At 64.7% G+C, this 25,896-nt stretch carries 24 protein-coding genes; 10 read left to right on the top strand and 14 right to left on the bottom strand.

Annotation, left to right across the window (positions count from 1 at the left end):
- Positions 1-47: 47 nt before the first annotated feature.
- On the bottom strand, positions 48-761 hold the full coding sequence (locus tag NJF35_RS07470; RefSeq protein WP_225786917.1) for a TetR/AcrR family transcriptional regulator: 714 nt from the start codon (positions 759-761) through the stop codon (positions 48-50).
- Between the two features lie 259 nt (positions 762-1,020).
- On the opposite strand from NJF35_RS07470, the gene lexA reads away from it, so the two are divergent.
- Together lexA and sulA are read left to right on the top strand one after the other, a co-directional pair.
- The gene (gene lexA, locus NJF35_RS07465) at positions 1,021-1,629 is read left to right on the top strand and encodes a transcriptional repressor LexA (RefSeq protein ID WP_225786918.1); all 609 of its coding nucleotides are present in this window, start codon (positions 1,021-1,023) and stop codon (positions 1,627-1,629) included.
- 13 nt (positions 1,630-1,642) lie between these two features.
- Positions 1,643-2,125, top strand: coding sequence for an SOS-induced cell division inhibitor SulA (sulA, locus tag NJF35_RS07460; RefSeq protein WP_225786919.1), 483 nt, complete (start codon positions 1,643-1,645; stop codon positions 2,123-2,125).
- A gap of 47 nt (positions 2,126-2,172) precedes the next feature.
- Here the strand turns inward: sulA and NJF35_RS07455 are convergent, their stop codons facing one another.
- The 7 genes from NJF35_RS07455 to NJF35_RS07425 form a co-directional block, all read right to left on the bottom strand.
- Positions 2,173-2,406, bottom strand: a complete 234-nt coding sequence (locus NJF35_RS07455) for a hypothetical protein (protein ID WP_225786920.1) — start codon at positions 2,404-2,406, stop codon at positions 2,173-2,175.
- Between the two features lie 51 nt (positions 2,407-2,457).
- Positions 2,458-2,979, bottom strand: a complete 522-nt coding sequence (locus NJF35_RS07450) for a DUF6586 family protein (RefSeq protein WP_225786921.1) — start codon at positions 2,977-2,979, stop codon at positions 2,458-2,460.
- 147 nt (positions 2,980-3,126) lie between these two features.
- The gene (gene topA / locus NJF35_RS07445; RefSeq protein ID WP_253090893.1) at positions 3,127-5,736 is read right to left on the bottom strand and encodes a type I DNA topoisomerase; all 2,610 of its coding nucleotides are present in this window, start codon (positions 5,734-5,736) and stop codon (positions 3,127-3,129) included.
- A 100-nt stretch (positions 5,737-5,836) separates the two neighbouring features.
- Positions 5,837-6,088, bottom strand: coding sequence for a DUF1653 domain-containing protein (locus tag NJF35_RS07440; RefSeq protein ID WP_225786923.1), 252 nt, complete (start codon positions 6,086-6,088; stop codon positions 5,837-5,839).
- Between the two features lie 77 nt (positions 6,089-6,165).
- Entirely contained in the window at positions 6,166-7,341 is a 1,176-nt protein-coding gene (gene fadA, locus NJF35_RS07435; RefSeq protein ID WP_225786924.1) for an acetyl-CoA C-acyltransferase FadA, read from the bottom strand.
- Positions 7,342-7,372: 31 nt separating this feature from the next.
- Positions 7,373-9,520 (bottom strand): fatty acid oxidation complex subunit alpha FadB, encoded by a 2,148-nt coding sequence (fadB, locus tag NJF35_RS07430; RefSeq protein ID WP_253090892.1) that lies wholly within the window; start codon positions 9,518-9,520, stop codon positions 7,373-7,375.
- A 458-nt stretch (positions 9,521-9,978) separates the two neighbouring features.
- The gene (locus tag NJF35_RS07425; protein WP_225786926.1) at positions 9,979-10,416 is read right to left on the bottom strand and encodes a hypothetical protein; all 438 of its coding nucleotides are present in this window, start codon (positions 10,414-10,416) and stop codon (positions 9,979-9,981) included.
- 109 nt (positions 10,417-10,525) lie between these two features.
- Here NJF35_RS07425 and NJF35_RS07420 point away from each other — a divergent pair, with 109 nt between their 5' ends.
- Entirely contained in the window at positions 10,526-10,969 is a 444-nt protein-coding gene (locus NJF35_RS07420) for a universal stress protein (protein ID WP_225786927.1), read from the top strand.
- 60 nt (positions 10,970-11,029) lie between these two features.
- Here NJF35_RS07420 and NJF35_RS07415 read toward each other — a convergent pair whose 3' ends face one another.
- A complete protein-coding gene (locus tag NJF35_RS07415; RefSeq protein WP_225786928.1) occupies positions 11,030-12,961 on the bottom strand; it encodes an ATP-binding cassette domain-containing protein in 1,932 nt (643 codons plus the stop codon).
- Positions 12,962-13,182: 221 nt separating this feature from the next.
- Here NJF35_RS07415 and NJF35_RS07410 point away from each other — a divergent pair, with 221 nt between their 5' ends.
- Positions 13,183-15,111, top strand: coding sequence for a transglycosylase SLT domain-containing protein (locus NJF35_RS07410; RefSeq protein ID WP_225786929.1), 1,929 nt, complete (start codon positions 13,183-13,185; stop codon positions 15,109-15,111).
- 22 nt (positions 15,112-15,133) lie between these two features.
- Here the strand turns inward: NJF35_RS07410 and NJF35_RS07405 are convergent, their stop codons facing one another.
- Together NJF35_RS07405 and NJF35_RS07400 are read right to left on the bottom strand one after the other, a co-directional pair.
- Positions 15,134-15,934, bottom strand: coding sequence for an MOSC domain-containing protein (locus tag NJF35_RS07405; protein WP_253090891.1), 801 nt, complete (start codon positions 15,932-15,934; stop codon positions 15,134-15,136).
- Positions 15,935-16,057: 123 nt separating this feature from the next.
- The gene (locus NJF35_RS07400) at positions 16,058-16,993 is read right to left on the bottom strand and encodes a chemotaxis protein CheV (RefSeq protein WP_225786931.1); all 936 of its coding nucleotides are present in this window, start codon (positions 16,991-16,993) and stop codon (positions 16,058-16,060) included.
- A 327-nt stretch (positions 16,994-17,320) separates the two neighbouring features.
- On the opposite strand from NJF35_RS07400, the gene NJF35_RS07395 reads away from it, so the two are divergent.
- From NJF35_RS07395 to NJF35_RS07385, 3 genes are all read left to right on the top strand, one after another.
- The gene (locus NJF35_RS07395) at positions 17,321-17,836 is read left to right on the top strand and encodes a histidine kinase (RefSeq protein ID WP_410045834.1); all 516 of its coding nucleotides are present in this window, start codon (positions 17,321-17,323) and stop codon (positions 17,834-17,836) included.
- 343 nt (positions 17,837-18,179) lie between these two features.
- The gene (locus NJF35_RS07390; protein WP_225786933.1) at positions 18,180-19,076 is read left to right on the top strand and encodes a sensor histidine kinase; all 897 of its coding nucleotides are present in this window, start codon (positions 18,180-18,182) and stop codon (positions 19,074-19,076) included.
- Positions 19,066-19,725 carry a response regulator gene (locus NJF35_RS07385; protein WP_225786934.1) on the top strand — a complete coding sequence of 220 codons (660 nt, stop codon included), beginning with the start codon at positions 19,066-19,068 and terminating at the stop codon, positions 19,723-19,725. Before NJF35_RS07390 ends, NJF35_RS07385 begins: the two co-directional genes overlap by 11 nt.
- Here the strand turns inward: NJF35_RS07385 and yegS are convergent.
- Positions 19,709-20,596, bottom strand: a complete 888-nt coding sequence (gene yegS, locus NJF35_RS07380) for a lipid kinase YegS (RefSeq protein ID WP_225786935.1) — start codon at positions 20,594-20,596, stop codon at positions 19,709-19,711. The two genes, NJF35_RS07385 and yegS, sit on opposite strands and share 17 nt — an antisense overlap.
- Before the next feature lie 275 nt (positions 20,597-20,871).
- Here yegS and NJF35_RS07375 point away from each other — a divergent pair, with 275 nt between their 5' ends.
- Together NJF35_RS07375 and NJF35_RS07370 are read left to right on the top strand one after the other, a co-directional pair.
- Complete coding sequence (locus tag NJF35_RS07375; RefSeq protein ID WP_225786936.1) at positions 20,872-22,326, top strand: mannose-1-phosphate guanylyltransferase/mannose-6-phosphate isomerase; 1,455 nt, start codon at positions 20,872-20,874, stop codon at positions 22,324-22,326.
- 63 nt (positions 22,327-22,389) lie between these two features.
- The gene (locus NJF35_RS07370) at positions 22,390-23,637 is read left to right on the top strand and encodes a glycosyltransferase family 4 protein (protein WP_253080499.1); all 1,248 of its coding nucleotides are present in this window, start codon (positions 22,390-22,392) and stop codon (positions 23,635-23,637) included.
- Here NJF35_RS07370 and glp read toward each other — a convergent pair.
- Both glp and moaB read right to left on the bottom strand, forming a co-directional pair.
- Entirely contained in the window at positions 23,626-24,831 is a 1,206-nt protein-coding gene (gene glp / locus NJF35_RS07365; RefSeq protein WP_253080518.1) for a gephyrin-like molybdotransferase Glp, read from the bottom strand. The genes NJF35_RS07370 and glp overlap by 12 nt on opposite strands.
- Positions 24,832-24,835: 4 nt before the next feature.
- Positions 24,836-25,375 carry a molybdenum cofactor biosynthesis protein B gene (gene moaB, locus NJF35_RS07360; protein WP_225786938.1) on the bottom strand — a complete coding sequence of 180 codons (540 nt, stop codon included), beginning with the start codon at positions 25,373-25,375 and terminating at the stop codon, positions 24,836-24,838.
- 295 nt (positions 25,376-25,670) lie between these two features.
- On the opposite strand from moaB, the gene NJF35_RS07355 reads away from it, so the two are divergent.
- Positions 25,671-25,892, top strand: coding sequence for a YgdI/YgdR family lipoprotein (locus NJF35_RS07355; RefSeq protein ID WP_110971301.1), 222 nt, complete (start codon positions 25,671-25,673; stop codon positions 25,890-25,892).
- Positions 25,893-25,896 lie beyond the last annotated feature (4 nt).

The raw sequence follows: 25,896 nt of genomic DNA, 5'->3' as shown, positions 1-25,896 counted from the left end.
CACGCAGGCCGCCTAGCTTAGCCGAAGCGCCCTGCCCCGCCCAGTGCTCAGGCCTTGGCAGGGGCGCTGGCGGTGCCGGACTTGCTGCGCGGGCGCAACTGCGCCACGACCATGGCTTCGTCGGTGACGCCGCTGTCGGCGCGCATGCCAGCGGCCAGGAACGGCACCATCAGGCGCATGACCTGCTCGATCGAGGTGTTGATGCCGAAATCGTTCTCGGCGATGGCGCGCAGGGCCTTGATGCCCGACATACTGAACGCCGCGGCACCGAGCATGAAGTGCACGCGCCAGAACAGTTCCAGTGGCGGAATGCGCGGCGCGGCCTCGTTGACCAACAGCATGTAGCGGCGGAACACCTTGCCGTACATGTCCTCCAGGTAGCGACGCAGGTGCCCCTGGCTCTGGCTGAAGGCCAGGCCCAGCAAGCGCATGAAGATCGACAGGTCGTTATTGCTGCGCGGTTGCACGGCCAGGGCCTGCTCCACCAGCATCTCGAGCAGCTCCTCGAGGCTCGGCTTGTGCTCGGGGCGTGCCTGGCGCCGCTCCAGCTCACGCTCGAGGCTGGCGCAGAAAGGGCCGAGGAAACGCGAGAAAACTGCCTGGATCAGGGCTTTCTTGGAGCCGAAATGGTAGTTCACCGCAGCCAGGTTGACCCCGGCCTTGCTGGTGATCAGCCGCAACGAGGTCTCCGCGAACCCCCTTTCCGCGAACAGCTGCTCGGCAGCATCGAGAATGCGTTCAACGGTTTCCGATTGGGCCATGACTACTCCGCCTGACAAACAGTTGTTTGAAACATACGTTTCAGGCCTGTTCCTGTCAAGGCTCCGTGACTAGGCGGTCGCCATTTAAAAGCTACAAGCGTCAAGCTGCAAGCGGTGCCAGCCCTGTAGATGCGCACCTGCGGGGACTCGGCGAAGGGCCCAGGGCGCCTTATCGCGCTTTTCTTGCATCTGATGGCTTGCAGCTCGCCCTCTACTGTATATAATCCCAGTCACTGTATAAAAAGACAGAGCGCCCGCCATGCTGAAACTGACGCCACGCCAAGCCGAGATCCTGGCCTTCATCAAACGCTGCCTGGAAGACAACGGCTTCCCGCCGACCCGCGCGGAGATCGCTCAGGAGCTGGGCTTCAAGTCCCCCAACGCCGCCGAGGAGCACCTCAAGGCCCTCGCCCGCAAGGGTGCGATCGAGATGACCCCGGGCGCTTCCCGCGGCATCCGTATCCCGGGCCTGGAAGCCAAGGCCGAGGAAAGCGGCCTGCCGATCATCGGCCGGGTCGCCGCCGGTGCGCCGATCCTTGCCGAGCAGCACATCGAGGAATCCTGCAACATCAACCCGACGTTCTTCCATCCCCGTGCCGACTACCTGTTGCGCGTGCACGGCATGAGCATGAAGGACATCGGCATCTTCGACGGCGACCTGCTGGCGGTGCACACCTGCCGCGAGGCCCGCAACGGCCAGGTCGTCGTCGCCCGCCTCGGCGACGAAGTGACCGTCAAGCGCTTCAAGCGCGAAGGCAGCAAGGTCTGGCTGCTTGCCGAGAACCCCGAATTCGCCCCTATCGAAGTCGACCTGAAAGAACAGGAACTGGTGATCGAGGGCTTGAGCGTCGGCGTCATTCGCCGCTGATCCAGGAGGCGTCATGCAGCAGTTCATCCATGCACCCCAGCAAGCCCAGCTGCCCCTGTTCGAGGCCTTCCTCGCCCAACCGGTACTGCCCGGGCTGAAGGCCCACACCCCGTCGCAACCCCTCAAGGGCAACCAGCCCGAGCGGTTCAGCGAGCTGTCCCTGCGCGGCGCGGCGGGTCACTGCCAGAGCCTGCTGGCTCCCATCCTGCGCGAGCTGAGCGAGGAGGACGACACCCGCTGGCTGACGCTCATCGCCCCGCCCGCCAGCCTGACCCAGGCCTGGCTGCGCGATGCCGGCCTCAACCGCGAGCGCATCCTGCTACTGCAACCGCGCGGCAACCAGAATACCCTGCAACTGGCCTGCGAGGCCCTGCGCCTGGGCCGCAGCCACACCGTGGTCAGCTGGCTCGGCAGTGTCAATGCCAGCACACGCCAGCAACTGATCCGCGCAGCCAATACCGGAAACGCGCAAAGCCTGAACATCCGCCTCGGCTGATGTTCAGGCTTTGCCTGTAGCTGCTCTGAATCTGGGAAGCGCGACGCTCAATGCAGCACGCGCGGCCCCTCGTCACGTTCGAGGTCGCCTTCGATCAGGCGACCTGCCATCTGCACGCCCACGCTGAGCATGGCCTTGGCCACTTCCACATGCTGTCCTTGCAGGAATACCTTGGCGTCCTCAGAGAAATCCAGGGTTACCAGGGAGCCTTCATCCTCGGCGCGGCGAAGCTCGATCCGGCCATCAGGCAACTCGACAATTTCTAGGAAGGACGTTGACATATAGGGCCTGCTTTTCACGAAAGGCCAGTATTGTACCAGCCACGGGCGTTGTCAGCACTCACTCAACGCGTCACGGAAACGACGCACCAGGTGCTTGAGGTTCTGCCGCCAGCTTTCCAGTTCGTCCCGCGACAGTGCGGGTTGCTCGGGCTCATCCAGGTTGACAGCCTGAATCAATGGCTGGGTAACGTCTGTTTTCGGGGCTTTTCTCGCGACCGGCGGTCGGAACAAATCGGCATAAGCCCGCAGCAATTGCGCGAGCCAGGTTTCCGGCTGACGGGCCAGCTCCAGCAACTCGGCCACCTCGGGGATGGCGATACGTTCCAGCGCGTCGTCGCTGAGCAGCAGTTCCACACGCGGCGCCGTTGCCTGGGGCAAGCGATAGAAGCCCGCGATCTCGTGGCACAGCCCCAGCAAGGCCCCGTACAGATGGAACAGCGCCGACTCGCGCTCGGCCTGGATCAGCCCCTGGGCGTTCATCGCCTGGCTGTCGGCAGCCTTGGCCATGGACTCCAGGGCGAGCCCGGCGAAGAACAGTTTCTGGTTGGTGCGGGTGTAGAGTTCCTGGGCCATCTTCAGTGCCCTCCCTTAAAGGCTGCAAGGCGATACTGCAGTGTCGGGGATCGGCAGGCCCGGCCGCAAGCACATCCGCTTCGAAGCCGGTCAGTCATGACATGCGGCTGCCTTTAGGGGCGCGAAGCGCCCCCAAATGCCGACCGATCAGCGCTTGTCTTCGACCTTCCACGCACTGCCGTCGTAGAACGCCTTCCAGCCAGTCGGCTTGCCGTCCACCTCGGACTGCACGTACTGCTCCTTGGTCTTACGGCTGTAGCGGATCACCGCCGGGCGGCCGTCCGGGTCCTTCTGCGGTGCATCGCAGAGGAAATGGTACTTCGGATCGATCTCGTGCTTGTGCGGGATGATCTCCAGCACCAGCGGCGCACGGGTCTCGCGGTTCTTCGGGAACTGGCTGGCAGCCAGGAACAGCCCCGAGGCGCCATCGCGCAGCACGTAGGTGTCGTCGACCTTCTCGCACCTGAGTTCAGGCATGTCCACCTTGTCCATCTTCGGTGGCGCCGCCTCGCCGCTCTTGAGCAGCTTGCGGGTGTTCTTGCACGCCGGGTTGGTGCAGCCGAAGAACTTGCCGAAGCGGCCGGTCTTGAGCTGCATCTCGCTACCGCACTTGTCGCATTCCAGGCTCGGCCCTTCATAGCCCTTGATGCGGTAGCTGCCCTCTTCGATCTCGTAGCCCGGGCAGTCCGGGTTGTTGCCGCAGATGTGCAGCTTGTGCTTTTCGTCCAGCAGGTAGGCGTCCATCGCCGTCGCGCAGATCGGGCAACGGTGCTTGCCACGCAATACGCGGGACTCGGATTCGCCCTCGTCGTCCGCCGCGATCTCGTCGCCCGGCACCAGGTTGACCGTGGCCTTGCAACGCTCCTTCGGCGGCAGGCTGTAGCCCGAGCAGCCCAGGAACACACCCGTGGAAGCGGTACGGATCATCATCGGCCGGCCGCATTCCTTGCAGGCGATGTTGGTCAGGGTCGGCTGGTTGGCCCGCATGCCATTCTCGGCGGACTCGGCGGTCAGCAGCTTCTTGCTGAAATCACCGTAGAACTCGTCGAGCACGTTCTTCCAGTCACGCTCGCCCTGGGCCACGTCGTCGAGGTTCTCCTCCATGCCGGCGGTGAAGCCGTAGTCCATCAGGTTGGAGAAGCTCTCCGACAGGCGCTCGGTGACGATGTCGCCCATCTTCTCGGAGTAGAAGCGGCGGTTGTGCAGGGTCACGTAGCCGCGGTCCTGGATGGTGGAAATGATCGCCGCATAGGTCGACGGGCGCCCGATGCCGCGCTTTTCCATTTCCTTGACCAGGCTGGCTTCGGTGTAGCGCGCCGGGGGTTTGGTGAAATGCTGGCTGGGATCGAGCTGGATCAGCTTGAGCGATTCGCCCTGGGCCATTTCCGGCAGGACGTCATCCTCACCCGGCTTGCTCTGTTGCGGCAGCACACGGGTGTAACCGTCGAACTTGAGGATACGGCCCTTGGCACGCAGCTCGAAGTCACCGGCATTCACCGTGACGCTGGTGGAAAGGTACTGCGCCGGCGGCATCTGGCAGGCCAGGAACTGGCGCCAGATCAGCTCGTACAGGCGCTCAGCGTCACGCTCCATGCCGCTGAGCTTGCTCGGGTGAGTGTTGACGTCGGAGGGGCGGATCGCCTCGTGCGCTTCCTGGGCGCCCTCCTTGCTGCCATACACCACCGGCTTTTCCGGCAGGTACTGCTTGCCGAACTCACGCTCGATGTAGCCACGCGCCATGTCCAGGGCATCGGTCGACAGGTTGGTCGAGTCGGTACGCATATAGGTGATGTAGCCTGCCTCGTACAAGCGCTGGGCCATCATCATGGTCTTCTTCACGCCAAAGCCCAGGCGGTTGCTCGCAGCCTGCTGCAGGGTCGAGGTGATGAATGGCGCCGACGGCTTGCTGCTGGTCGGCCGGTCCTCGCGCTTGGCTACGCTGTAGCTGGAAGCCTTGAGCTTCTCCAGGGCCGCCATGGCCTGGGCTTCGTTCAGCGGCTTGAAGGCCTCGCCGTTCTCCCGGGCCACTTCGAAACGCACCTTGGCGTTCTTGGCGGTGCCCAGGTCGGCATGGACTTCCCAGTATTCTTCCGGGACGAACGCGCGGATCTCACGTTCGCGCTCGACCACCAGCTTCACCGCCACCGACTGTACGCGGCCGGCAGACAAGCCACGGGCGATCTTGGCCCACAGCAGCGGCGAAACCATGTAGCCGACCACGCGGTCGAGGAAGCGGCGCGCCTGCTGGGCATTGACCCGGTCGATGTCCAGTTCGCCCGGCTGGGAGAAGGCCTCCTGGATGGCCTTCTTGGTGATTTCGTTGAACACCACGCGCTTGTAGCGGCTGTCATCGCCACCGATAGCTTCACGCAGGTGCCAGGCGATGGCCTCCCCTTCGCGGTCCAAGTCGGTTGCGAGATAGATGGTGTCGGCATCCTTGGCCAGGCGACGCAATTCGTCGATGACCTTTTCCTTGCCCGGCAGGATCTCGTACTTGGCCTTCCAGCCCGCCTCCGGGTCGACGCCCATGCGCGCCACCAGCTGGCGACGGGCCTTTTCCTTCGGCGACAGGGCCGGAGCCTCGCCCGCGGCCTTGCCACGCTTGGCCGCCGGTTCCTTGCTGGCGCTAGCCGAACCGCTGGTGGGAAGGTCTCGGATATGGCCGATACTCGACTTCACCACGTACTGGCTGCCCAGGTACTTGTTGATGGTCTTGGCCTTGGCCGGGGATTCCACAATGACCAGCGATTTGCCCATGGATCGGAGTATTCCTGAATCTGAAGATGAAAAACGCGTCAGGTGCCGGACGCGGCACCGCTATATATAGTGGCAACAGGGTGAGGTCAAGCGCGGGCAGCTACTCGTCGGCTGCCGCAGGACGCCCGAACAGCCCATCCTCGGCCTTGACCAAAGCAAAGCGTGGCACCTGCTCGCCGTCAACCTCGACGGACTCCAGGAACATCGACAGCGGTCGTACCCAGAGCCCGTATTCACCATACAGCGCCTGGTAGAAGACCACCCACTCCTCGCTTTCGGAGTGCCGTGCGACGCCGAAGACACGGTACTCAGGCCCCTTGTAATGCCGGTACACGCCTGGCTGTATCTGCATGTCGCCCACCCTCTTGAACAAATCCTGTAAAAAACAAAAACCGGGGCGCTAGGCCCCGGCTGCTGTCAGCGACGCACTCAGACGCGTTCGAAGACAGTCGTGATGCCTTGGCCCAGGCCGACGCACATGGTGGCGACACCCAAGGTCCCGCCATTTTGCTTCATGACGTTGAGCAGGGTGCCGGAAATCCGTGCCCCAGAGCAACCGAACGGATGCCCCAGCGCGATGGCGCCGCCGTGCAGGTTAACCTTCTCATCCATCTTGTCGAGCACTTTCAGATCCTTGAGCACTGGCAGGGCCTGTGCAGCGAAGGCTTCGTTGAGCTCGATGAAGTCGATATCGGCCATGGTCAGGCCGGCACGCTTGAGCGCTTTCTGCGTCGACGGCACCGGGCCGTAGCCCATGATCGCCGGGTCGACACCGGCCACGGCCATGGAACGGATCACCGCCAGCGGCTGGATCCCCAGGTCCATGGCACGCTGGCCAGACATGACGATCATGCACGATGCGCCGTCGGTGATCTGCGACGAGGTACCGGCGGTAACGGTACCACCTTTCGGGTTGAACGCAGGCTTGAGCGAAGCCAGGCCTTCGAGGGTGGTTTCCGGGCGGATGGTCTCGTCGTAGTCGAAGACCTTGAGGAAGCCGTTCTCGTCATAGCCCTGCATCGGGATGATCTCGTCCTTGAACTTGCCTTCGACCGTCGCCTTGTGGGCGAGCTGGTGCGAACGCAGGCCGAACAGATCCTGCTGCTCACGGCTGATGCCATGCATCTTGCCGAGCATTTCCGCAGTCAGGCCCATCATGCCCGAGGCCTTGGCGGCGTGCAGCGACAGGTGCGGGTTGGGGTCGACGCCATGCATCATGCTGACGTGGCCCATGTGCTCGACACCGCCGACCACGAACACATCGCCATTGCCGGTCATGATCGCCTGGGCGGCGGTGTGCAGCGCACTCATCGACGAACCGCACAGGCGGCTGACGGTCTGCGCAGCGGAGGTATGCGGGATCGGGGTCATCAGCGAGGCCATGCGGGCGATGTTCCAGCCCTGCTCCAGGGTCTGGTTGACGCAGCCCCAGATCACGTCCTCGACTTCCTTCGGGTCGACCTTGTCGTTGCGTTCCAGCAGTTTGCTGATCAGGTGCGCGGACATGTCTTCGGCACGGGTGTTGCGGTGCATGCCACCCTTGGAACGGCCCATCGGCGTGCGGCCGAAGTCGACAATCACCACGTCTCTTGGATTCAGGCTCATATCAATATTCTCGCTCTAACTCGTTGGGCGCTCAGTTGAAGAAGCGCTGGCCGTTCTTGGCCATCTCGCGCAGCTTCGCAGTCGGGTGGTACAGCGGCCCCAGATCGGCGTACTGGTCGGCCAGGGCGACGAACTCGGCGACCCCGATCGAATCGATGTAGCGCAGCGCGCCCCCACGGAAGGGAGGGAAGCCGATGCCATAGACCAGGCCCATGTCAGCCTCGGCGGCAGTCTCGACGATGCCGTCTTCCAGGCAGCGAACGGTCTCCAGGCACAGCGGGATCATCATCCAGTTGATGATGTCCTCGTCGCTCACTTCACGCTGTTCGAAGACGATCGGCTTGAGCACGTCCAGCACCGACGGGTCGGCGACTTTCTTCGGTTTGCCGCGCTTGTCGGTCTCGTAGGCGTAGAAGCCCTTGCCGTTCTTCTGGCCCAGGCGGTTGGCCTCGTAGAGGGCGTCGACGGCGGAGCGGCGATCGTCCTTCATGCGGTCCGGGAAGCCCTCGGCCATCACGTCGCGGCCGTGGTGGCCGGTGTCGATACCGACCACGTCCATCAGGTAGGCCGGGCCCATCGGCCAGCCGAACTTCTCCATGACCTTGTCGATGCGCACGAAATCGACGCCGGCGCTGACCAGCTTGGCGAAGCCGCCAAAGTACGGGAACAGCACGCGGTTGACCAAGAAGCCCGGGCAGTCGTTGACCACGATCGGGTTCTTGCCCATCTTCTTGGCATAGGCCACGGTGGTGGCAACGGCCACTTCACTGGACTTCTCGCCACGGATGACTTCCACCAGCGGCATCATGTGCACCGGGTTGAAGAAGTGCATGCCGACGAAGTTCTCCGGGCGCTTGAGGGCCTTGGCCAGCAGGCTGATGGAGATGGTCGAGGTATTGGAGGCGAGGATCGCGTCCTCCTTGACCTGGGCTTCCACCTCAGCCAGCACGGCCTGCTTGACCTTCGGGTTCTCGACCACGGCCTCGACGACGATGTCGACATTGGCGAAGTCGCCGTAGGACAGGGTCGGGCGGATGGCGTTGAGCGCCTCGGCCATCTTCGCCGGGGTCAGGCGGCCCTTCTCGACGCGCTTGCCGAGCAGCTTGGACGCTTCGTTCAGGCCCAGTTGGATGGCTTCCTCGCGGATGTCCTTCATCAGGATCGGCGTGCCCTTGACCGCCGACTGGTAGGCGATGCCGCCCCCCATGATGCCGGCGCCGAGCACGGCGGCCTGCTTGACGTCGTGGGCGATCTGGTCATGGGCCTTGGCCTTGCGCTTGAGCTCCTGATCGTTGAGGAACAGGCCGATCAGGCTTTCGGCGACCGAGGTCTTGGCCAGCTTGGCGAAACCGGCGGCTTCGACTTCCAGGGCCTTGTCACGGCCGAAGTTGGCGGCTTTCTGGATGGTCTTGATGGCCTCGACCGGTGCGGGATAGTTCGGGCCGGCCTGGCCGGCGACGAAGCCCTTGGCAGTCTCGAAGGCCATCATCTGCTCGATGGCGTTGAGCTTGAGCTTTTCCAGCTTCGGCTGGCGCTTGGCCTTGTAGTCCAGCTCGCCGCTGATGGCACGCTTGACCAGGTCGAGGGCCGCCGCCGGCAGCAGCTCGGGGGCGACCACGGCATCCACGGCGCCGACCTTCAGGGCGTCTTCGGCACGGTTTTCCTTGCCGGCGGCGATCCATTCGATGGCGTTGTCCGAACCGATCAGGCGCGGCAGGCGCACGGTACCGCCGAAGCCCGGGTAGATCCCCAGCTTGACTTCCGGCAGGCCGATCTTGGCGGTGCTGGACATGACCCGATAGTCGGCGGCCAGGCACATCTCCAGGCCGCCGCCCAGGGCGATACCATTGATCGCGACGACGGTCGGCACTTCGAGGTCCTCGAAGTCGCTGAAGATACGGTTGGCTTCCAGGTTGCCGGCGACCAGCTCGGTCTCGGGCAGCTTGAAGTTGTCGACGAATTCGGTGATGTCGGCGCCGACGATGAACACGTCCTTGCCGCTGCTGACGATCACGCCCTCGATGGCGGCGTCGGCCTTGATGGCGTCCACGGCCTGGCGCAGTTCGTCCAGGGTCAGGCGGTTGAACTTGTTGACGGACTCACCCTTGAGGTCGAACTTCAGTTCGACGATGCCGCTTTCAAGAGCCTTAACCGTGATGGCTTTACCTTCGTAAATCATCAACTGATCTCCACGATATGGAAGCTGAACTGTACACGCCGATCGCTGGTGCAAGGGCCGGCTATCCCGCCCCCTTTCCCAGGCACACCCGTCAGCGCGCTAGTCGGGATTCTGTACGAGCGGTCTGACATACAAACGCTCAATTCATACGCCCGTTTGATTTGGGTACGCACACATTCTCCGAAAAGATCGACGTTGTCAAATGCTCGCAAGCAGCCTGAAAACGCGACTTTCCGGTCATTTTGCACCCCATGGGCAGGAAACATGATGACAGTGATCGCCGGACATTCATGTCAGCGATAGCCCCTGCGCAGCAGAAAATGTCAGCAGGCGGGAAATGAGTGACTACACTGGCGAGGCGATGTTCAACCGGCCTGCCTGGCCTTGAGGGCACGCCAGGGTCGCCCTGGTGGGTCTGCCCGGGACCGCGGGATTGCCCCGCGGTCTTTTTTTTGGCTTCAGGCCAGGTCCTCGAGGACCTGGGCAATATCCTGCAATACAGATTTGTCGCCACGCTCGCTCCAGTACAGGGCCAGCATGCGGTTGTCGGCCTCGACCTTGTAGACGCTCGCCGGCAAACGGGCAAAGGCCTCGGCCAGGCGCGGCTCCTCGCAGGGTTCGCGCCACTGGTTCCACCATACGCCCGGGGTGACCTGCCAATAGCTCCAGCGGTCGTCGTGCCCCTTGCGCCGCGCCCGGTGGTACTGTGGGCACGGGCTGGGCGGCTCTTTCTCCAGCCAGTGCGGCCACTGCTGGGGCGCCAATTGCATGGCCAGCCCCATGCGCCGCCCTTCCAGGCGCAGGTTCATCTGCTCGCTCTGCTTGCGCGATGGACGCAACCAGGCCAGAGGGCTGAGAATCAGCGCAAGGATTGACACCACCAGCCATACCGTCATATCTGTAGATCCCATAAAGCGTTGCAAATGAGCCGGTTAGCCATGTTTCACGGCGACCGGCCCGAAAGCGACCATACTTCTACTATCGCGATTGTCAGGAGTACCGCTCATGTCCTACGAACATCTTCTGGTCGCCGTCGACCTGACCGAAGAATGCGACCCGGTGATCAAACGCGCCATGAAGCTCGCCGAACCCACCGGTGCCAAGGTATCCCTGGTGCATATCGTCGAACCCATGGCCATGGCCTTCGGTGGCGACGTGCCGATGGACCTGTCGCAACTGCAGCAGCAACAGTTCGACCAGGCCAAGGAGCGCATGGACCGCCTGTTCAACAAATACCCGACCATCAACCGTGGCGACTCGCACCTGACCTACGGCCAGCCACGCCAGGAGATCCATCAGCTGGCCAAGGAACAGAACTGCGACCTGATCGTGGTCGGCAGCCATGGCCGCCACGGCCTGGCCCTGCTGCTCGGCTCCACAGCCAACGACGTGCTGCATGGCGCGCCGTGCGACGTACTGGCGGTGCGACTCCAGAAAAAAGAAGGCTGATAGCACACCGCTCAGCCAGACTGGCCCTTCGCGGGTACCCCCGCGAAGGGCCAGTGCGCATCAGCCTTCCAGTTCGGCCCAGCGCTCGACCAGCGCGTCCAGCTCGGCCTGCATCTGCTCCAGCTTCGCCAGCACCGCCGAGGTTTCGCCGATCGGCCGCTGGTAGAAGCCTGGCGCGTTGACCTCTTCCTGCACCGTGGCCATGCGCTGCTCCAGCTCGTCGATCTGCCCTGGCAGGGCCTCCAGTTCGCGCTGCAGTTTGTAGCTGAGCTTCTTCTTCGCCGGCTCCGCCGCAGCGGCAACGGCCGGCGTGGGCGCGGCCTCGGCAACCGGCTTTTCCACCACCGCACTGCCCAGTTCGGCCTTGCCGCCCTTGCTCTCGGTCACGCCCAGCAGCTTCGGCGAGCCACCCTGGCGGATCCAGTCCTCGTAGCCACCGACATACTCGCGCACCTTGCCCTGGCCTTCGAACACCAGGGTGCTGGTGACCACGTTGTCGAGGAAGGCACGGTCGTGGCTGACCATCAGCACGGTGCCCTTGAAGCCGGACAGCACTTCCTCGAGCAGCTCGAGGGTCTCCACGTCCAGATCGTTGGTCGGCTCGTCCAGTACCAGCAGGTTGGCCGGCTTGCTGAACAGCTTGGCCAGCAGCAGCCGCGCCCGCTCGCCGCCCGACAGCGCCTTGACCGGCGTGCGGGCACGCTGGGGGCTGAACAGGAAGTCGCCCAGGTAGCTCAGCACATGTCGGCTCTGGCCGTCGATCTCGATGAAATCGCGCCCTTCGGCCAGGTTGTCGATCACCGTCTTCTCCAGGTCCAGCTGATGGCGCATCTGGTCGAAATAGGCGACCTCCAGCTTGGTGCCGCGCTCGATCGTCCCCGAGGTCGGCTCCAGGTCACCGAGCATCAGCTTGAGCAGCGTGGTCTTGCCGGTACCGTTGGCGCCGAGCAGGCCGATGCGGTCCTCGCGCTGCAGGACCATGGAGAAGTCCTTGACCAGCAGGGGGCCTTCGGGGTGGGCGAAGCTGACCTTCTCCAGCACCATCACCTGCTTGCCGGACTTGTCCGCCACTTCGAGCTGGATGTTCGCCTTGCCCTGGCGCTCGCGGCGTTGGCTGCGCTCGACGCGCAGGGCCTTGAGAGCACGCACGCGGCCTTCGTTGCGGGTGCGGCGCGCCTTGATCCCCTGGCGGATCCACACCTCCTCCTGGGCCAGGCGCTTGTCGAACAGCGCATTGGCGGTTTCCTCGGCGGCCAGCATGGCCTCCTTGTGCACCAGGAAGCTGGCGTAGTCACCGTTCCAGTCGATCAGCCCGCCGCGGTCCAGTTCGAGGATGCGGGTGGCCAGGTTCTGCAGGAAGGAACGGTCGTGGGTGATGAACAGCACGGCGCCGTTGAAGCCGCTCAAGGCCTCCTCGAGCCAGGCGATGGCACCGATGTCCAGGTGGTTGGTCGGTTCGTCGAGCAACAGCAGGTCGGGCTCGGACACCAACGCCTGGGCCAGCAGCACGCGGCGGCGCCAGCCACCGGACAGCTCGGCCAGGGTCTTGTCGGCCGGCAGCTGAAGGCGGCTCAGGGTGCTCTCCACCACCTGCTGCAGGCGCCAGCCATCGCGGGCCTCCAGCTCGTGCTGGACGCGCATCAGCTTGTCCAGGTCGGCGTCGCCCTGGATGTTCTGGCTCAGGTGGTGATACTCGGCCAGCAGTGCGCCGACACCGTCCAGGCCCTCGGCGACCACGTCGAACACGCTGCGTTCGTCGGCCACCGGCAGCTCTTGCGGCAGCTCGCCGATCTTCAGCCCCGGCGCGCGCCAGATCTCGCCGTCATCGGCCTTTTGCTCGCCCTTGACCAGGCGCAGCATGCTCGACTTGCCGGTACCGTTGCGACCGATGATGCACACCCGCTCGCCACGGGCGATTTGCCAGGACACCTTGTCCAGCAGCGGCATGGCGCCGAACGCGAGGGACACATCGCTGAATTTGAGCAGGGTCATGATCGTCTCCAAAAACCGGGCGCGCATTCTACCCGACTTACCCTCTCCCGGCATCAGGCAGGCCATCTTCCGGGGGCTTTGCGACATCCGGTCGAAGATAATGATTGGATACAAGCGCAGTGCTTTCACCCGTGGCTGGCAAACGGCTAAGCTAAGGCAATCAACCCCAACAGTGCTGGCTTCGCCGTCACTTTCCCATGGTTCAACTGCCCGGACGTATCATGCGCAGCCGCCTGTTCCAATTCGTTTCCTGCCTGCTGCTCACCGCCACCACCGCGAGCGCGGCACACGCCATCGACATCACCCAGCAACGGCGGTACTACGACGAGGCCAAGCGCGCCCTGGCCAAGGGCGACAAGGGCCCCTACCTGCGCTATGCCCAGGCCCTGCGCGACTACCCGCTGACGCCCTACCTGGCCTACGACGAGCTGACCGCCCGCCTCAAGAGCGCCAGCAACCAGGAGATCGAGGGCTTCCTCGCCAAGCATGGCGACCTGCCCCAGGCCAACTGGATGAAACTGCGCTGGCTGCGCTGGCTGGCCGAGCGCGGCGACTGGAACACCTTCGTCAAATACTACGACCCCAAGCTCAACTTCACCGAGCTGGACTGCCTCAACGGCCAGTACCAACTGACCCATGGCCTGCGCGCCGAAGGCTTCGCCACCGCCGAAAAGCTGTGGAACGTCGGCAAGTCGCAGCCGGCCGCCTGCGATCCTCTGTTCAGCCTGTGGGCCGCCCAGGGCCAGTTGACCGAGGCCAAGCGCTGGCACCGCGCCAAGCTGGCGGCCCAGGCACGCAACTACGGCCTGGCCAACAGCCTGGTCAGGAACCTCACCACCCTCGCGCCCCAGGGCAAGCTGCTGGTCGAGGTGGCGCAAAAGCCCGAGTTGCTCAACCAACCGTCGCGTTTCACGCCAGTCAACGAGGCCATGTCCGACGTGGTCAGCCTCGGCCTGCGTCGTCTGGCGCGGCAGGACCCGGAGCGAGCCATGGCGCTGCTCGACGGCTATGCCCAGCGCATGCACTTCTCCCGTGACGAGAAGGTAGCCATCGCCCGCGAGATCGGCCTGACCCTGGCTCGCCGCTACGACCCACGTGCGCTCGACCTGATGACCCGCTACGACCCCGAACTGCGCGACAACACGGTCAGCGAATGGCGCTTGCGCCTACTGCTGCGCCTGGGCCGCTGGGAAGAGGCCTACGAGTTGACCAAGCGCCTGCCCCAGGACCTGGCGAGCAGCAACCGCTGGCGCTACTGGCAGGCCCGCAGCCTGGAACTGGCGCAGCCGAACGACCCGCAGATCCCGCTGCTGTACAAGACCGTGGCCCGCGAGCGCGATTTCTATGGCTTCCTCGCCGCCGACCGGGCGCAGACCCCCTACCAGTTGAACAACCGGCCCCTGGTGCTGAGCCAGCAGGTGATCAACAAGGTCCGCAATACCCCAGGCATTCGTCGCGCCCTGGAGTTCCATGCCCGTGGCCAGATCGTCGAGGGGCGCCGCGAGTGGTACCACGTCAGCCGCCACTTCACCCGCGAGGAGATGGTCGCCCAGGCACGGCTGGGCTACGAGCTGCGCTGGTATTTCCCGGCCATCCGTACCATCAGCCAGGCCCAGTACTGGGATGACCTGGACATCCGCTTCCCGATGGCCCACCGCGACACCCTGGTGCGCGAAGCCAAGGTACGCGGCCTGCATTCGAGCTGGGTGTTCGCCATCACCCGCCAGGAAAGCGCCTTCATGGAGGACGCCCGCTCCCCGGTGGGAGCCAGCGGCCTGATGCAACTGATGCCGGCCACCGCCAAGGAGACCGCACGCCGGTTCAACATCCCGCTGGCCTCACCGCGCCAGGTGTTCAATCCGGACAAGAACATCCAGCTCGGTGCGGCCTACCTGAGCCAGGTGCACGGGCAGTTCAACGGCAACCGGGTACTGGCCTCGGCGGCCTACAACGCCGGGCCGGGCCGGGTGCGGCAATGGCTCAAGGGGGCCAGGCACCTGAGCTTCGATGTGTGGGTCGAGTCCATTCCGTTCGACGAGACGCGCCAGTACGTGCAGAACGTGCTGTCCTACTCGGTCATCTACGGGCAGAAGCTCAATTCGCCGCAACCGTTGGTGGATTGGCACGAACGGTATTTCGACGACATGTGAGGTACAGGGCCGCTTCGCGGCCCTACTCGATCACCTCGACCTTCATCCCCACCTCGATCCGGCCACTGCCATCTGCCGCCAGGTTCTGCCCGAACAGCACATCCCCTTCCCGCTCGCGGAAGGTCTTCAGCGTGGCCAGCGGCTCGCGATCAGCACTGCGCTCGCCGGTATGCGGGTCGAGCGTGGTCAGGATGCAGCGCACGCTGGGCTTGAGCAGCCGAAACGTCATATCGCCGATGCGGATGCGCTTCCAGCCATCCTCGGCGAACGGTGCTGCCCCCTCGACCACCAGGTTCGGCCGAAACCGCAGCATCTCCATGGGCCGTCCGATGCGTCGATTCAGCTCATCCAGCGAACCCTGGCCGATCAACAACAAGGGAAAGCCATCCGGAAACGCCGCCCGGTCACTGTTGAGGCCATAGCCATTGGGCAAATAACGGGCCCGCTGCTCGGGGCAATGCACCAGGCGCACGGGCTTGCCGAGCAGCTCGCTCAGCCAGGCCGCGGCGGCATCGCCAGCATCCGGAACACGCAAGGTATCGCGCCAGATGGTCACGCCCCGCAGGGCCTCGTCGGCAGGTGGCACGGCCACTTCCAGCGGCGCCTGCCCTGCTGTCTCGAGCAGTAGCCCGCCTTCGCCATGGCTCGCCTTGAGCTGGCCCAACCGCGGCCAGGCACGCTGGGTGAGGAAGCGGCCATTCTCCGCCTCCACTACCATCCAGCGCCGGTCGCCCTGCAACCCCAACAGGTCAACCGGTGAATCTTGCAGGCCCTGGGCCTGCCCTGACTTCACCGGGTACCGATACAACGCACTCAAGAACATCCTGCCCGCCTTGCCCAGTCGAAAACATCAAGCTTATACCCGATGCAGGGGCCGCTACGCGCCCTCTTCGCGACACAAGGCCGTTCCCACAAGGTCCTGCGCAGGCCGTAGAGTGCAGCTCAGCTAGGCCATGACATGGTCCAGCATCAAGCGCTGCTGCACCACCTCCACCAGCCGGTCGGGCTGGAATTTGGAGAGGAAGTCGTCGCAGCCGACCTTCTTCACCATCGACTCGTTGAAGCTTCCCGACAGCGACGTGTGCAAGACCACGTACAGGCCACGCAGGCGGGCATCCCCGCGTATCTCGGTGGTCAGCCGGTAACCGTCCATTTCCGGCATTTCCGCATCGGTGAATACCATCAGCAGCTTTTCGCAGACATCCTCCCCCGCATCGGCCCATCCCTTGAGCATGCGCAGGGCCTTCAGGCCATCGCTGGCCACGTGCAGCTTCATGCCGAGCTGGGACAAGGTGTCACGCAGTTGCGCCAGGGCCACGCTGGAATCGTCCACCAATAGCACCTCGCGCCCCCGGGCACGGGCCAGGACCGGGTCCTCGAGCTTGTCGCGGGAAACCTTGGTGCTGTAGGGCACGATCTCGGCCAGCACCTTCTCCACGTCGATCACCTCGACCAGCCGCTCATCGACCTTGGTGATCGCGGTGAGGTAATGCTGGCGCCCCGCGCTGGACGGGGGTGGCATGATAGCTTCCCAGTTCATGTTGACGATGCGCTCGACACCGCCCACCAGGAAGGCCTGCACCGAGCGGTTGTACTCGGTGACGATGATCGTGCTGTCGGGGCCTGGCTGCAGCGGGCGCATGCCGATCGCCTGGGACAGGTCGATCACCGGCAAGGTCTGCCCGCGCAGGTTGACCACGCCGCAGACGAAAGCATGGCGCTGTGGCATCAAGGTCAACTTGGGCAACTGCAGCACTTCCTGGACCTTGAACACGTTGATTGCGAACAACTGGCGACCCGCCAGCCGGAACATGAGGATTTCCAGGCGGTTCTCACCCACCAGTTGCGTTCGTTGATCTACCGTGTCGAGAATGCCAGCCATTGGAAAACCTCCAGGCTTGAGTCAGGAAAGTGAATTCATCTGCCTTGTATCGGCGGGTTTCGATACGGCTTGACCCCTATCGGAAAATGCCGCCCGAGCAATTGATATCACTTTAACATCATGCTTTACTGCTGCCACGCACCTACAGCCCCTGTCGCCACCCATCAGGGAATCCCCTAGGCGCAATCGGGTGCAACCTGATGTTCCCGCCATCAGTTAGCCATTAATGTGACGCCATTCTCATTGCATGAACGGAGTCAGGCTTTTGCTAGCGATCGTTTTGGTGTCGCCACCCCCTGCTCCAGCCCCGCACGCTGGAGTTTCATGATGGATAGCGCACCCCTGAACAGCAGTGCCCTGCAGGATTTCCTGCTGGACGCCCAAGTCTTGTTGACCAAGTCCCAGGAGTGCCTGCAGCACCTGGAATTGATCGACAACGACCCTGATGCCTGCCACTGCCTGAACGATGCCCTAGCCACCCTCGCCCGGCGCGCCGACACCCTGGGCCTGCTCGAGGTGTCTCATTACACCGCCGGCCTGCAGCAGTTGCTCGCCCCCGCCTGCTGCCAGCAGCACCTGCCAGGCAACGCCCTGGCCGCCCTGCAGGGCTGCCTGACCCTGCTGGCCTGGCAACTGGAACTGGTCGATGTACGCACCGGCCGCCTGAACCTGGACCCTGCGGAACAGACCGAGCTGCTTGGCGAACTGGCCAGCGCCCTGGGCCAGCCACTCCCGCAATTGTGCGGGCCCTGCCAGGAGAGCGGCAACGCCTGCATCCACCCGCATCCACCGCACACCCTCCCCAACCAGGGGAATGCGTCGAGCCTCACGAAAGCCAACTAGGTACATGCACAACTTCAGCTTGGAACGTTGGCTTGGTGCAGACGAAACGAGCGGGGTGGCTCGGTGAGTTGTACCTGGAAGTAAAGCCGACCCACCCAGTAACAGCACATTGCCATCCAACTGGCCGCACGACCGCTCGTATCGGCCCGAAAACCCTGAGGTTTCAGTCAATTAGCCAGTCGCGACCAAATCAACCTGAAGTGATACCATGCGCACAACAAGTGCGCACGTCACAGGTATGGCTCGATTCGACGCACACTCGATGACTGACTGAAAGCAGGACGCCAAAGCCTCTGGCACATGCAAGGCCTCCAACAGCGATGATTCAGTGGCTTCCCAATCTATGCTCCCACGCTTGAAGATCCCCCAGCGTTGCCGCTCCTGCACTGCCCTGTTGCACTGGACGACCGCCGCCCTGTGCGTGGCATCGCTGGCTGCCAACCTGGTGCTGTGCCTGCGTGCGCAACCGCTGCCGCTCGGCCTGTTGCTGTTGCAACTGGCCGCCATGTTCGGGGTCGGTTGGCAACTGCGCCATGGGGCCCGGTCGATCAACCTGCGCCCGGCGGAACTGGCCGACCGCATGCTCAAGGTCCAGGAAAGCGAGCGCCAGCGGCTGAGCCGGGAACTGCATGACGACATAGGCCAGTTGCTCACCGCCGCCAAGCTCCAGGTCGATTGGTTGCAACGCCGCGTGCCCGACGAGTTGCAGACACAGTGCACCACCTTGCGCACGACCCTGGAGAACACCTTGGCCAACGTGCGCGATGTCTCGGCGATCCTCAATCCACGGCAACTGGCCAGCCTCGGCCTGGAAGCCAGCCTGCGCGCCCATCTGCTGCGCACCCTGGAAAACACCGACGTGCACTGGAGCCTGGAATGCCGGCAACGCCTGGGCGGTATCTGCGAAGCCGTGTCCATGGCCGCCTTTCGCATCACCCAGGAAGCGGTCACCAACATGCTGCGCCATGCCCATGCACGCAACCTGACGATCCGCCTGCAACGCACACCCGAAGGCCTCGCCCTGTCGATCCAGGACGACGGCTGCGGCTTCGTCCCCGCCGACGATCCGGCCAAGGCCGGCCAACGGGGCATGGCAGGTATGCTTGAGCGAGCGACGGCCCTGCAGGGCAGCCTGCAGGTGACCAGTCGACCTGGCCAGGGCACCCGTATCGACGTCCTGTTCCCATGGCCGCCACGCACCCGAGAACGTGCCAGGACCTCCGCTGCCCATGACCTGTAGATTGTTGCTGGTGGACGACCACTCGCTGATCCGCGCCGGGGTCCGCGCCCTGGTCGCCGACATTCCCGGCTACGCGGTGATCGGCGAAGCCGACGATGGCAGCCAGTTGCTGGAGATGGTCCAACGCCTGGCGCCGGATATCGTCCTGCTGGACATTTCCATGCGCTCGACCGGTGGCCTGGACGCCCTCACCCAACTGCGGGCGAGCGGTTGCACCTGCAAGGTACTGATCCTCTCCATGCATACCGACCCGGAGTTGATCATGCGCGCCCTGGAAAGCGGCGCCCACGGTTACCTGCTCAAGGACACCACGGCCACCGAACTGGAGCAGGCCTTGCTCGCCCTGTGCAACGGCGAGCGCTACCTCAGCCCGGCCATCGCCCACACGGTGATCAACCAGGCCCTGCTACGCGCCCAGACGGGCAGGCAGCCTGCCAGCGACCGGCACAACCTGACCGCCCGCCAGTTGGAGATCCTGCGGCTGATCGTGCGCGGCAAATCGACCCGGGAGATCGCCAACGGCCTGGGCCTGTCGATCAAGACCGTGGAAACCCACCGCTCGCAGATCATGAAGCGCCTGCAGATCTACGACGTGGCGGGCCTGGTGCTGTTCGCCGTGCGCGAGAAGATCATCAGCCTGGACGACTGAGCAGCGGCGAATCGGCCGGCAGGTGCAGGCGCAATGCCCCCGGGCAGGCCTCGAATCGCAGGCTGTCGGCCTGCAGCGGTTCACCGTCGAGGTTGATGTCCAGGCCCTGGGAGCTCTTGATTTCCACCCAGGGCAAGCGGGCACGGACGAACAATTCCTCCCCGGCAAGCAACTCACGCAAGGCCCCCACCATCTCCTGCGGTGCGGGCAGGATACCGATATCCAGCAGGCCGTCGTCGACCACCGCCTGCGGGCACAGCACGTGCCCGCCCCCGGCCTGGCGGCCATTGCCGATGCCCAGCGCCAGCAGGTCGCCCTGCCAGTGGAAGTCCGGCCCCTGCAGCTCCACCGAGGCCGCCTGCAGCTCGCTGAAACGCGACAGGCCGGTGAACAGATAGGCGGCCGCACCCAGCACCTTCTTCAAGTCCTCCGAGGTATTGGCCGTGACCTGGCTGCCGAAACCGCCCGTGGCCATGTTGAGGAACAGTTGCTCGCCGACCTTGCCCAGGTCGATGGCCCGGGCGGGTTGCTCCAGCAGGGCCAGGGCGGCATCCGGCTCCAGCGGTACCGCCGCGGCCTTGGCGAAATCATTGGCCGTGCCCAGCGGCAACAGCGCCAGGCTGGCCTGACCGCCGGCCAGGCCCATGGCCTCGGCCACATCACGCAAGGTGCCATCGCCGCCACCGGCCACGATATGGGGATAACCGGCCGCCAAGGCCTCATCGACCAGGCGCTGGGCATCGCCCGCCTCCCAGGTCAAGCGCACGTCCAGTGTCCAGCCCCGTTCCCGCAAGCTGCCCACGGCGCTGCGCACCTCCTCGTTCATGGCTTGCTTGCCATGCAGGATCAACATCGCCTTGCGCTCGTGCATCGCGCTACTCCCTGAAGAAAGTCCACTCCGATCTCGACCATCGCCCGAGGCAGATTGCTGCATGCCAAGGGCGATTGCGTCAGAAGATAGCCGGTTTCACATAAATAACATTGAAAGCTGAAAGCAGCGGGTGCATCATTCGACAAATATTTGGCCTTCACGGATGATGCCGACAGAAAAAGTCATTTTATTGACTTTTCTCCCCGCCAGACGCCTGACAGGTCGAGATTTCCTTTGGTCGCGCTGCCCGCAGCGCCCTGATTCGAGGCTGTGAAATGAGCGTTCTGATTCCCTGCATCATCGCTGGCGGCGCCGGCACCCGTCTCTGGCCAGTGTCCCGCGAGGCCATGCCCAAGCCCTTCATGCGCCTGCCCGATGGCCAGAGCCTGCTGCAGAAGACCTTCGCCCGCGCCAGCGCCCTGCCAGGCGTGGAGCGGGTGGTGACGGTGACCAACCGCGATGTCTTCTTCCGCACCCAGGACGAGTACCAGCAGGTCAACCCGTTCAACGCAGCCCTGGACTTCATCCTCGAACCCTGCGGGCGCAACACAGCTCCTGCCATCGCCGCCGCCGCGCTGCACTGTGCCCGTCTGTATGGCGACGACTGCCTGCTGCTGGTCATGCCAGCCGACCATTTGATCCAGGACCTGGATGCCTTCGAGCAGGCCGTCGCCCAGGCCGCCCAACTGGCCCACGCCGGTTGGTTGGCCACCTTCGGCCTGCTGCCGACCCGAGCCGAAACCGGTTTTGGCTACATCGAGCAAGGCCAGGCGCTGGGCGAGCTCGGCTACCAGGTCGCACGCTTCGTGGAGAAACCCGACGCCGCCACTGCCCAGGCCTACCTCGACGGCGGCCGCCACCTGTGGAATGCCGGCATGTTCTGCCTGCGCGTGGACACCCTGCTGGACGAGTTGCAGGCCCATGCGCCGCAGGTACTGGCCAGCGTGACCGAGTGCCTGGAGCAGAGCGAGACCAAGCAGGGTGACCGCACCCTGCAGGTGGAACTGGAGCCGGCCACCTTCGCCAAGGCCCCGGACATCTCCATCGACTTCGCCCTGATGGAGCATTCCCGCCAGGTCGCCGTGGTGCCGTGCGAGCTGGGCTGGAGCGACATCGGCTGCTGGGAGGCGGTACGCGAACTCAGGCCCACCGACCGCCATGGCAACCATTGCAACGGCGAAGCCGTGCTGCACGACGTGCACAACTGCTACATCGATGCGCCGCGCCGGCTGGTCGGGGCCGTCGGCCTGGACAACCTGATCGTCATCGACACCCCCGACGCCCTGCTGATCGCCGATGCCGCGCGCAGCCAGGAGGTCAGGGTGATCGCCCAGCAGCTCAAGCGCCAAGGCCACGATGCCTATCGCCTGCACCGCACCGTCACCCGCCCCTGGGGCACCTACACCGTGCTCGAGGAAGGGCCACGCTTCAAGATCAAGCGCATCATGGTGCGCCCGGGCGAATCGCTGTCCCTGCAGATGCACCATCATCGCAGCGAGCACTGGATCGTGGTCAGCGGCATGGCCTGCGTGACCAACGGCGATGAAGAGTTCCTGCTCGACACCAACGAGTCCACCTTCATCAAGCCAGGCCGCACCCACCGCCTGACCAACCCCGGCGTCATCGACCTGGTGATGATCGAGGTGCAAAGCGGCGAGTACCTGGGCGAAGACGACATCGTGCGCTTTACTGATATCTATGGACGCGCCCCGGCAGCCGCCCTCGGTTGACTGCCCCCAGGGCGCGTTCTGTCTTTCAGGGCCGCCAGGCGGCCCATAGCGAGGAACGGGGCCATGCGCATACTCTGGACACTGCCCTACCTGCCCTGGCCCACCACCAGCGGCAGCAAGACCCGGCAATACCACCTGCTGCGCGAACTGGCGCGGCACGGGCACCGGATCACCTTGCTGGTGCAGTCGAAGGTACCGCTCGGCGATGCCGCCCGCGAGGCCCTGGAACCCCTGGTCGAGCGCCTGGTCGTGCTCCCCAGGCGGCCACTGCACAGCCCGCTCAACCTGCTGGCCTCGCCGATCATCGACTACCCCATGCGGGCCATCATCCATGGCCTGGCGCCGTGCCTGCGACACCGCTTCGAGCAACTGCTGGACGAGCCCTGGGACGTGATCCAGATCGAACACAGCTACAGCTTCCAGCCCTTCGAGAAAGCCCTGCAGGCCCGTGGCCTGCCCTACATGCTCAGTGAGCACACCCTCGAATCGGTGATGGGTGTCGCCTGCCACGACCGATTGCCGCTGTGGCTACGGCCGCTCAATGCCTTCGACCGCTGGCGCTATCGGCGCTGGGAACAGCGGGTACTGCGCCAGCCCAGCGAGGTAGTGGCAGTCAGCGCCCATGATGCCGAATTGATCAGCCAGATCAGCGGGCGCCGGGTGAACGTGGTGGTCAATGGCGTCGATTGCGACTACTACCAGGCGGTGTGCCCGGCCTTTCACAGCCAGCGCCTGCTGTTCGTCGGCAACTTCGAGTATGGCGCCAACCTGGAAGCCATCGAATGGGCGCTGGAGGAGATCCTGCCCCAGGTATGGATGAGCAACCCGGCGGTACGCCTGGCCATTGCCGGGCATGCCCTGCCGCCCAGCTGGAAACTGCACTGGAACGATCCGCGCATCGAATGGATCGGCTATCGCCCCGACCTGCGCGAGCTGCAACGACGTTCGGCGCTGTTCTTCGCGCCGCTGCGCTACGCCGGTGGCTCGAAGGTGAAGATCCTCGAGGCGATGGCCGCCGGGCTGCCGGTGATCACCACCCACAAGGGCGCGTCCGGCCTTGCGGTCAACAACGGCGAGCACTACCTGGGCGGTGACGAGGGTGGTCAGCTCGCCCTGCTGATCACCCAACTGCTCAACCAGCCCTGGCGCATGTGCCAGTTGGGCGAGGCCGGCCGCCAGTTCGCCCGCCAACGCCACGACTGGAGCGTCGCGGCCCAGCAACTGGAGAACGTGCACATGCGCCTGCGCCAGTTGGCACCGGCGCAGGCCGCGTCCCTGGGCGACGTGTTGCTCGGCCGCTCAGCCAAGTAGCTCGCTGAAGGGAATGAACGACACGCTGTCGCCCTGGCGCGGCGTGGTGCCTTCGCGCACTTCCACCAGCCCCTCGGCCCAGGCCGCGCTGCGCAGCACGCCAGAGCTCTGGTTCTTGTAGATGCGCACCTGGCCTTGCTCGATCCGCGCCCGCAGGTATTCGCGGCGCGTGCCTGGGCGGGGCCAGTCGAATCCTGCCGGCATGTCGAAACGCAGTGGCGCGACCTGGGTCACGCCCTGGCGGCGCAACAGGTAGGGCCGGGTCAACAAGCCGAAGGTCACCAGGGTCGACGCCGGGTTGCCCGGCAGGCCGATGACCGGCACGCCACGAAAATGCCCGAACGTCAGCGGCTTGCCCGGCTTGATCGCCAGCTTCCAGAGGGCCAGTTCACCAGCTTCGCGCAAGGCCATTCCCAGGTAGTCGGCCTCGCCCACCGAAACGCCGCCCGTGGACAGGATCAGGTCGACATCGCCCAGCCCGGCCAGGCATTCGCGGGTTCGTTGCAGGTCGTCGGCGAGGATGCCCACATCCACCACCTCGCAGCCCAGGCGCTGCAACCAGCTGGCCAGCAGGCGGCGATTGCTGTTGTAGATCTGCCCCGGCCCCAACGGCAGGCCGGGCTCGACCAGCTCGTCCCCGGTGGACAGCACGGCCACCCGCACCCTGCGTACCACCTCGAGCCTGGCATGACCCAGGGTCGCGGCCAGGCCCAGCTCGATCGGCCCCAGGCGCGTACCCGTGGCCATCACTTGCTCGCCCACCCGGGTTTCCTGGCCCTGCGGGCGAACGTTCTGGCCGACCTGCAACGGCTCGAGCAAGCGTACCCGGCCATCCTCGAGGACCTCGACGTTTTCCTGCATCTCGACGCAGTCGGCGCCTTCGGGCAGTGGCGCGCCGGTGAAGATCCGGGCGCAGGTGCCCGGCTGCAGCGGCGCGGGTGCGTGGCCGGCGAAGATACGCTGGCTCACCGCCAGCGGCTCGCCCTGCCAGTCGGCCAGGCGCAGGGCATAGCCATCCATGGCACTGTTCGGCCATGGCGGCAGGTCGAGGCTGGCCACCAGGTCACGGGCCAGCACCCGGCCCTCGGCGTCAGCCAGGGCCACGTCCTCGGTGTCACGGATCGGCGCGGCCTCGGCCAGCGCCAGCAGCCGCTCCAGGGCTTCTTCCACCGGCATCAGCGGCCGGGCCTGCATACCCTCAACCACGGCTGTCACAGGCCGCTGCCTGCTTCAGGTGGGGGACGAAGTTGCAGGGCCGGTGACGGGCATCGAGCTGTTCGGCGAGGATGCCATCCCAGCCGGTACGCACGGCATTGGTCGAGCCCGGCAGGCAGCACACCAGGGTACCGTTGGCCAGGCCTGCCAGGGCACGGGACTGCACGGTGGAGGTGCCGATGTCGGCCACGGAGATCTGCCGGAACAGCTCGCCGAAGCCCTCGACCTGCTTGTCCAGCAGGCAGGCCACGGCTTCCGGCGTGCTGTCGCGACCGGTGAAGCCGGTACCGCCGGTGATCAGCACTACCTGCACCTGGTCATCGGCGATCCAGGTGGCGACCTGGGCGCGGATCTTGTACAGATCATCCTTGAGCAGTACCCGCGCGGCCAATCGGTGGCCGGCGGCGGTGAGCCGATCGACGAACAACTGGCCGGAAGTATCGGTTTCGAAAGTACGGGTGTCGCTGACCGTCAGCACGGCGATGTTCAGCGGCACGAAGGGGGTATCTGCCTTGGCTTTCATGGAGATCCGTCGCAGCGGTGGGTGATGGCGGTTGTTATATCACAGGGTGGGCCGTCGCAGGCTGCGCTGCGTGGCTATGCAGGGGGCAACTGGGATTTGTCAGCCCATCGCCGACAAGCCAGCTCCCAGGGGCCGCGCCGTTCTTGAGATTCGGGGGGCAAGCGCGCCTCAGGACGACAGGCTATTGTTCTCCATCAATGCCCCACCTTTGCCGCTATGCTGCACTTTGCAAGGAACTTGCGCAGACACCTTGCGTCTTAACTGGCATCAAGCACCATTGCACTGGAGAAACACGATGATCCAACGGACCCTTCCCGCTTTCCTGCTCGCCCTGGGCCTGGGCGCCCTCGCCGGCTGCGCATCGCCAACCGTCATTACCCTGAACGACGGCCGCGAGATCCAGGCAGTGGACACCCCTTCCTATGACGAAGACTCCGGCTTCTACGAATTCGAACAGCTCGACGGCAAGCGTACCCGCGTCAACAAAGACCAGATCCGGACCGTCAAAGAGCTGTGATTTC

It is taken from the genome of Pseudomonas guariconensis, from assembly GCF_024127895.1.
Classification (GTDB): Bacteria; Pseudomonadota; Gammaproteobacteria; order Pseudomonadales; family Pseudomonadaceae; genus Aquipseudomonas; species Aquipseudomonas guariconensis_B.
The sequence above is the reverse complement of the archived record's forward strand: the minus strand, read 5'-3'. Positions and strand labels throughout refer to the sequence as shown.

Bases quoted from the DNA above. Each gene is read 5' to 3' on its own strand.
- NJF35_RS07470 (WP_225786917.1), bottom strand. From the start codon at position 761: ATGGCCCAATCGGAAACCGTTGAACGCATTCTCGATGCTGCCGAGCAG.
- lexA (WP_225786918.1), top strand. From the start codon at position 1,021: ATGCTGAAACTGACGCCACGCCAAGCCGAGATCCTGGCCTTCATCAAA.
- sulA (WP_225786919.1), top strand. From the start codon at position 1,643: ATGCAGCAGTTCATCCATGCACCCCAGCAAGCCCAGCTGCCCCTGTTC.
- NJF35_RS07455 (WP_225786920.1), bottom strand. From the start codon at position 2,406: ATGTCAACGTCCTTCCTAGAAATTGTCGAGTTGCCTGATGGCCGGATC.
- NJF35_RS07450 (WP_225786921.1), bottom strand. From the start codon at position 2,979: ATGGCCCAGGAACTCTACACCCGCACCAACCAGAAACTGTTCTTCGCC.
- topA (WP_253090893.1), bottom strand. From the start codon at position 5,736: ATGGGCAAATCGCTGGTCATTGTGGAATCCCCGGCCAAGGCCAAGACC.
- NJF35_RS07440 (WP_225786923.1), bottom strand. From the start codon at position 6,088: ATGCAGATACAGCCAGGCGTGTACCGGCATTACAAGGGGCCTGAGTAC.
- fadA (WP_225786924.1), bottom strand. From the start codon at position 7,341: ATGAGCCTGAATCCAAGAGACGTGGTGATTGTCGACTTCGGCCGCACG.
- fadB (WP_253090892.1), bottom strand. From the start codon at position 9,520: ATGATTTACGAAGGTAAAGCCATCACGGTTAAGGCTCTTGAAAGCGGC.
- NJF35_RS07425 (WP_225786926.1), bottom strand. From the start codon at position 10,416: ATGACGGTATGGCTGGTGGTGTCAATCCTTGCGCTGATTCTCAGCCCT.
- NJF35_RS07420 (WP_225786927.1), top strand. From the start codon at position 10,526: ATGTCCTACGAACATCTTCTGGTCGCCGTCGACCTGACCGAAGAATGC.
- NJF35_RS07415 (WP_225786928.1), bottom strand. From the start codon at position 12,961: ATGACCCTGCTCAAATTCAGCGATGTGTCCCTCGCGTTCGGCGCCATG.
- NJF35_RS07410 (WP_225786929.1), top strand. From the start codon at position 13,183: ATGCGCAGCCGCCTGTTCCAATTCGTTTCCTGCCTGCTGCTCACCGCC.
- NJF35_RS07405 (WP_253090891.1), bottom strand. From the start codon at position 15,934: ATGTTCTTGAGTGCGTTGTATCGGTACCCGGTGAAGTCAGGGCAGGCC.
- NJF35_RS07400 (WP_225786931.1), bottom strand. From the start codon at position 16,993: ATGGCTGGCATTCTCGACACGGTAGATCAACGAACGCAACTGGTGGGT.
- NJF35_RS07395 (WP_410045834.1), top strand. From the start codon at position 17,321: ATGGATAGCGCACCCCTGAACAGCAGTGCCCTGCAGGATTTCCTGCTG.
- NJF35_RS07390 (WP_225786933.1), top strand. From the start codon at position 18,180: ATGCTCCCACGCTTGAAGATCCCCCAGCGTTGCCGCTCCTGCACTGCC.
- NJF35_RS07385 (WP_225786934.1), top strand. From the start codon at position 19,066: ATGACCTGTAGATTGTTGCTGGTGGACGACCACTCGCTGATCCGCGCC.
- yegS (WP_225786935.1), bottom strand. From the start codon at position 20,596: ATGCACGAGCGCAAGGCGATGTTGATCCTGCATGGCAAGCAAGCCATG.
- NJF35_RS07375 (WP_225786936.1), top strand. From the start codon at position 20,872: ATGAGCGTTCTGATTCCCTGCATCATCGCTGGCGGCGCCGGCACCCGT.
- NJF35_RS07370 (WP_253080499.1), top strand. From the start codon at position 22,390: ATGCGCATACTCTGGACACTGCCCTACCTGCCCTGGCCCACCACCAGC.
- glp (WP_253080518.1), bottom strand. From the start codon at position 24,831: ATGCAGGCCCGGCCGCTGATGCCGGTGGAAGAAGCCCTGGAGCGGCTG.
- moaB (WP_225786938.1), bottom strand. From the start codon at position 25,375: ATGAAAGCCAAGGCAGATACCCCCTTCGTGCCGCTGAACATCGCCGTG.
- NJF35_RS07355 (WP_110971301.1), top strand. From the start codon at position 25,671: ATGATCCAACGGACCCTTCCCGCTTTCCTGCTCGCCCTGGGCCTGGGC.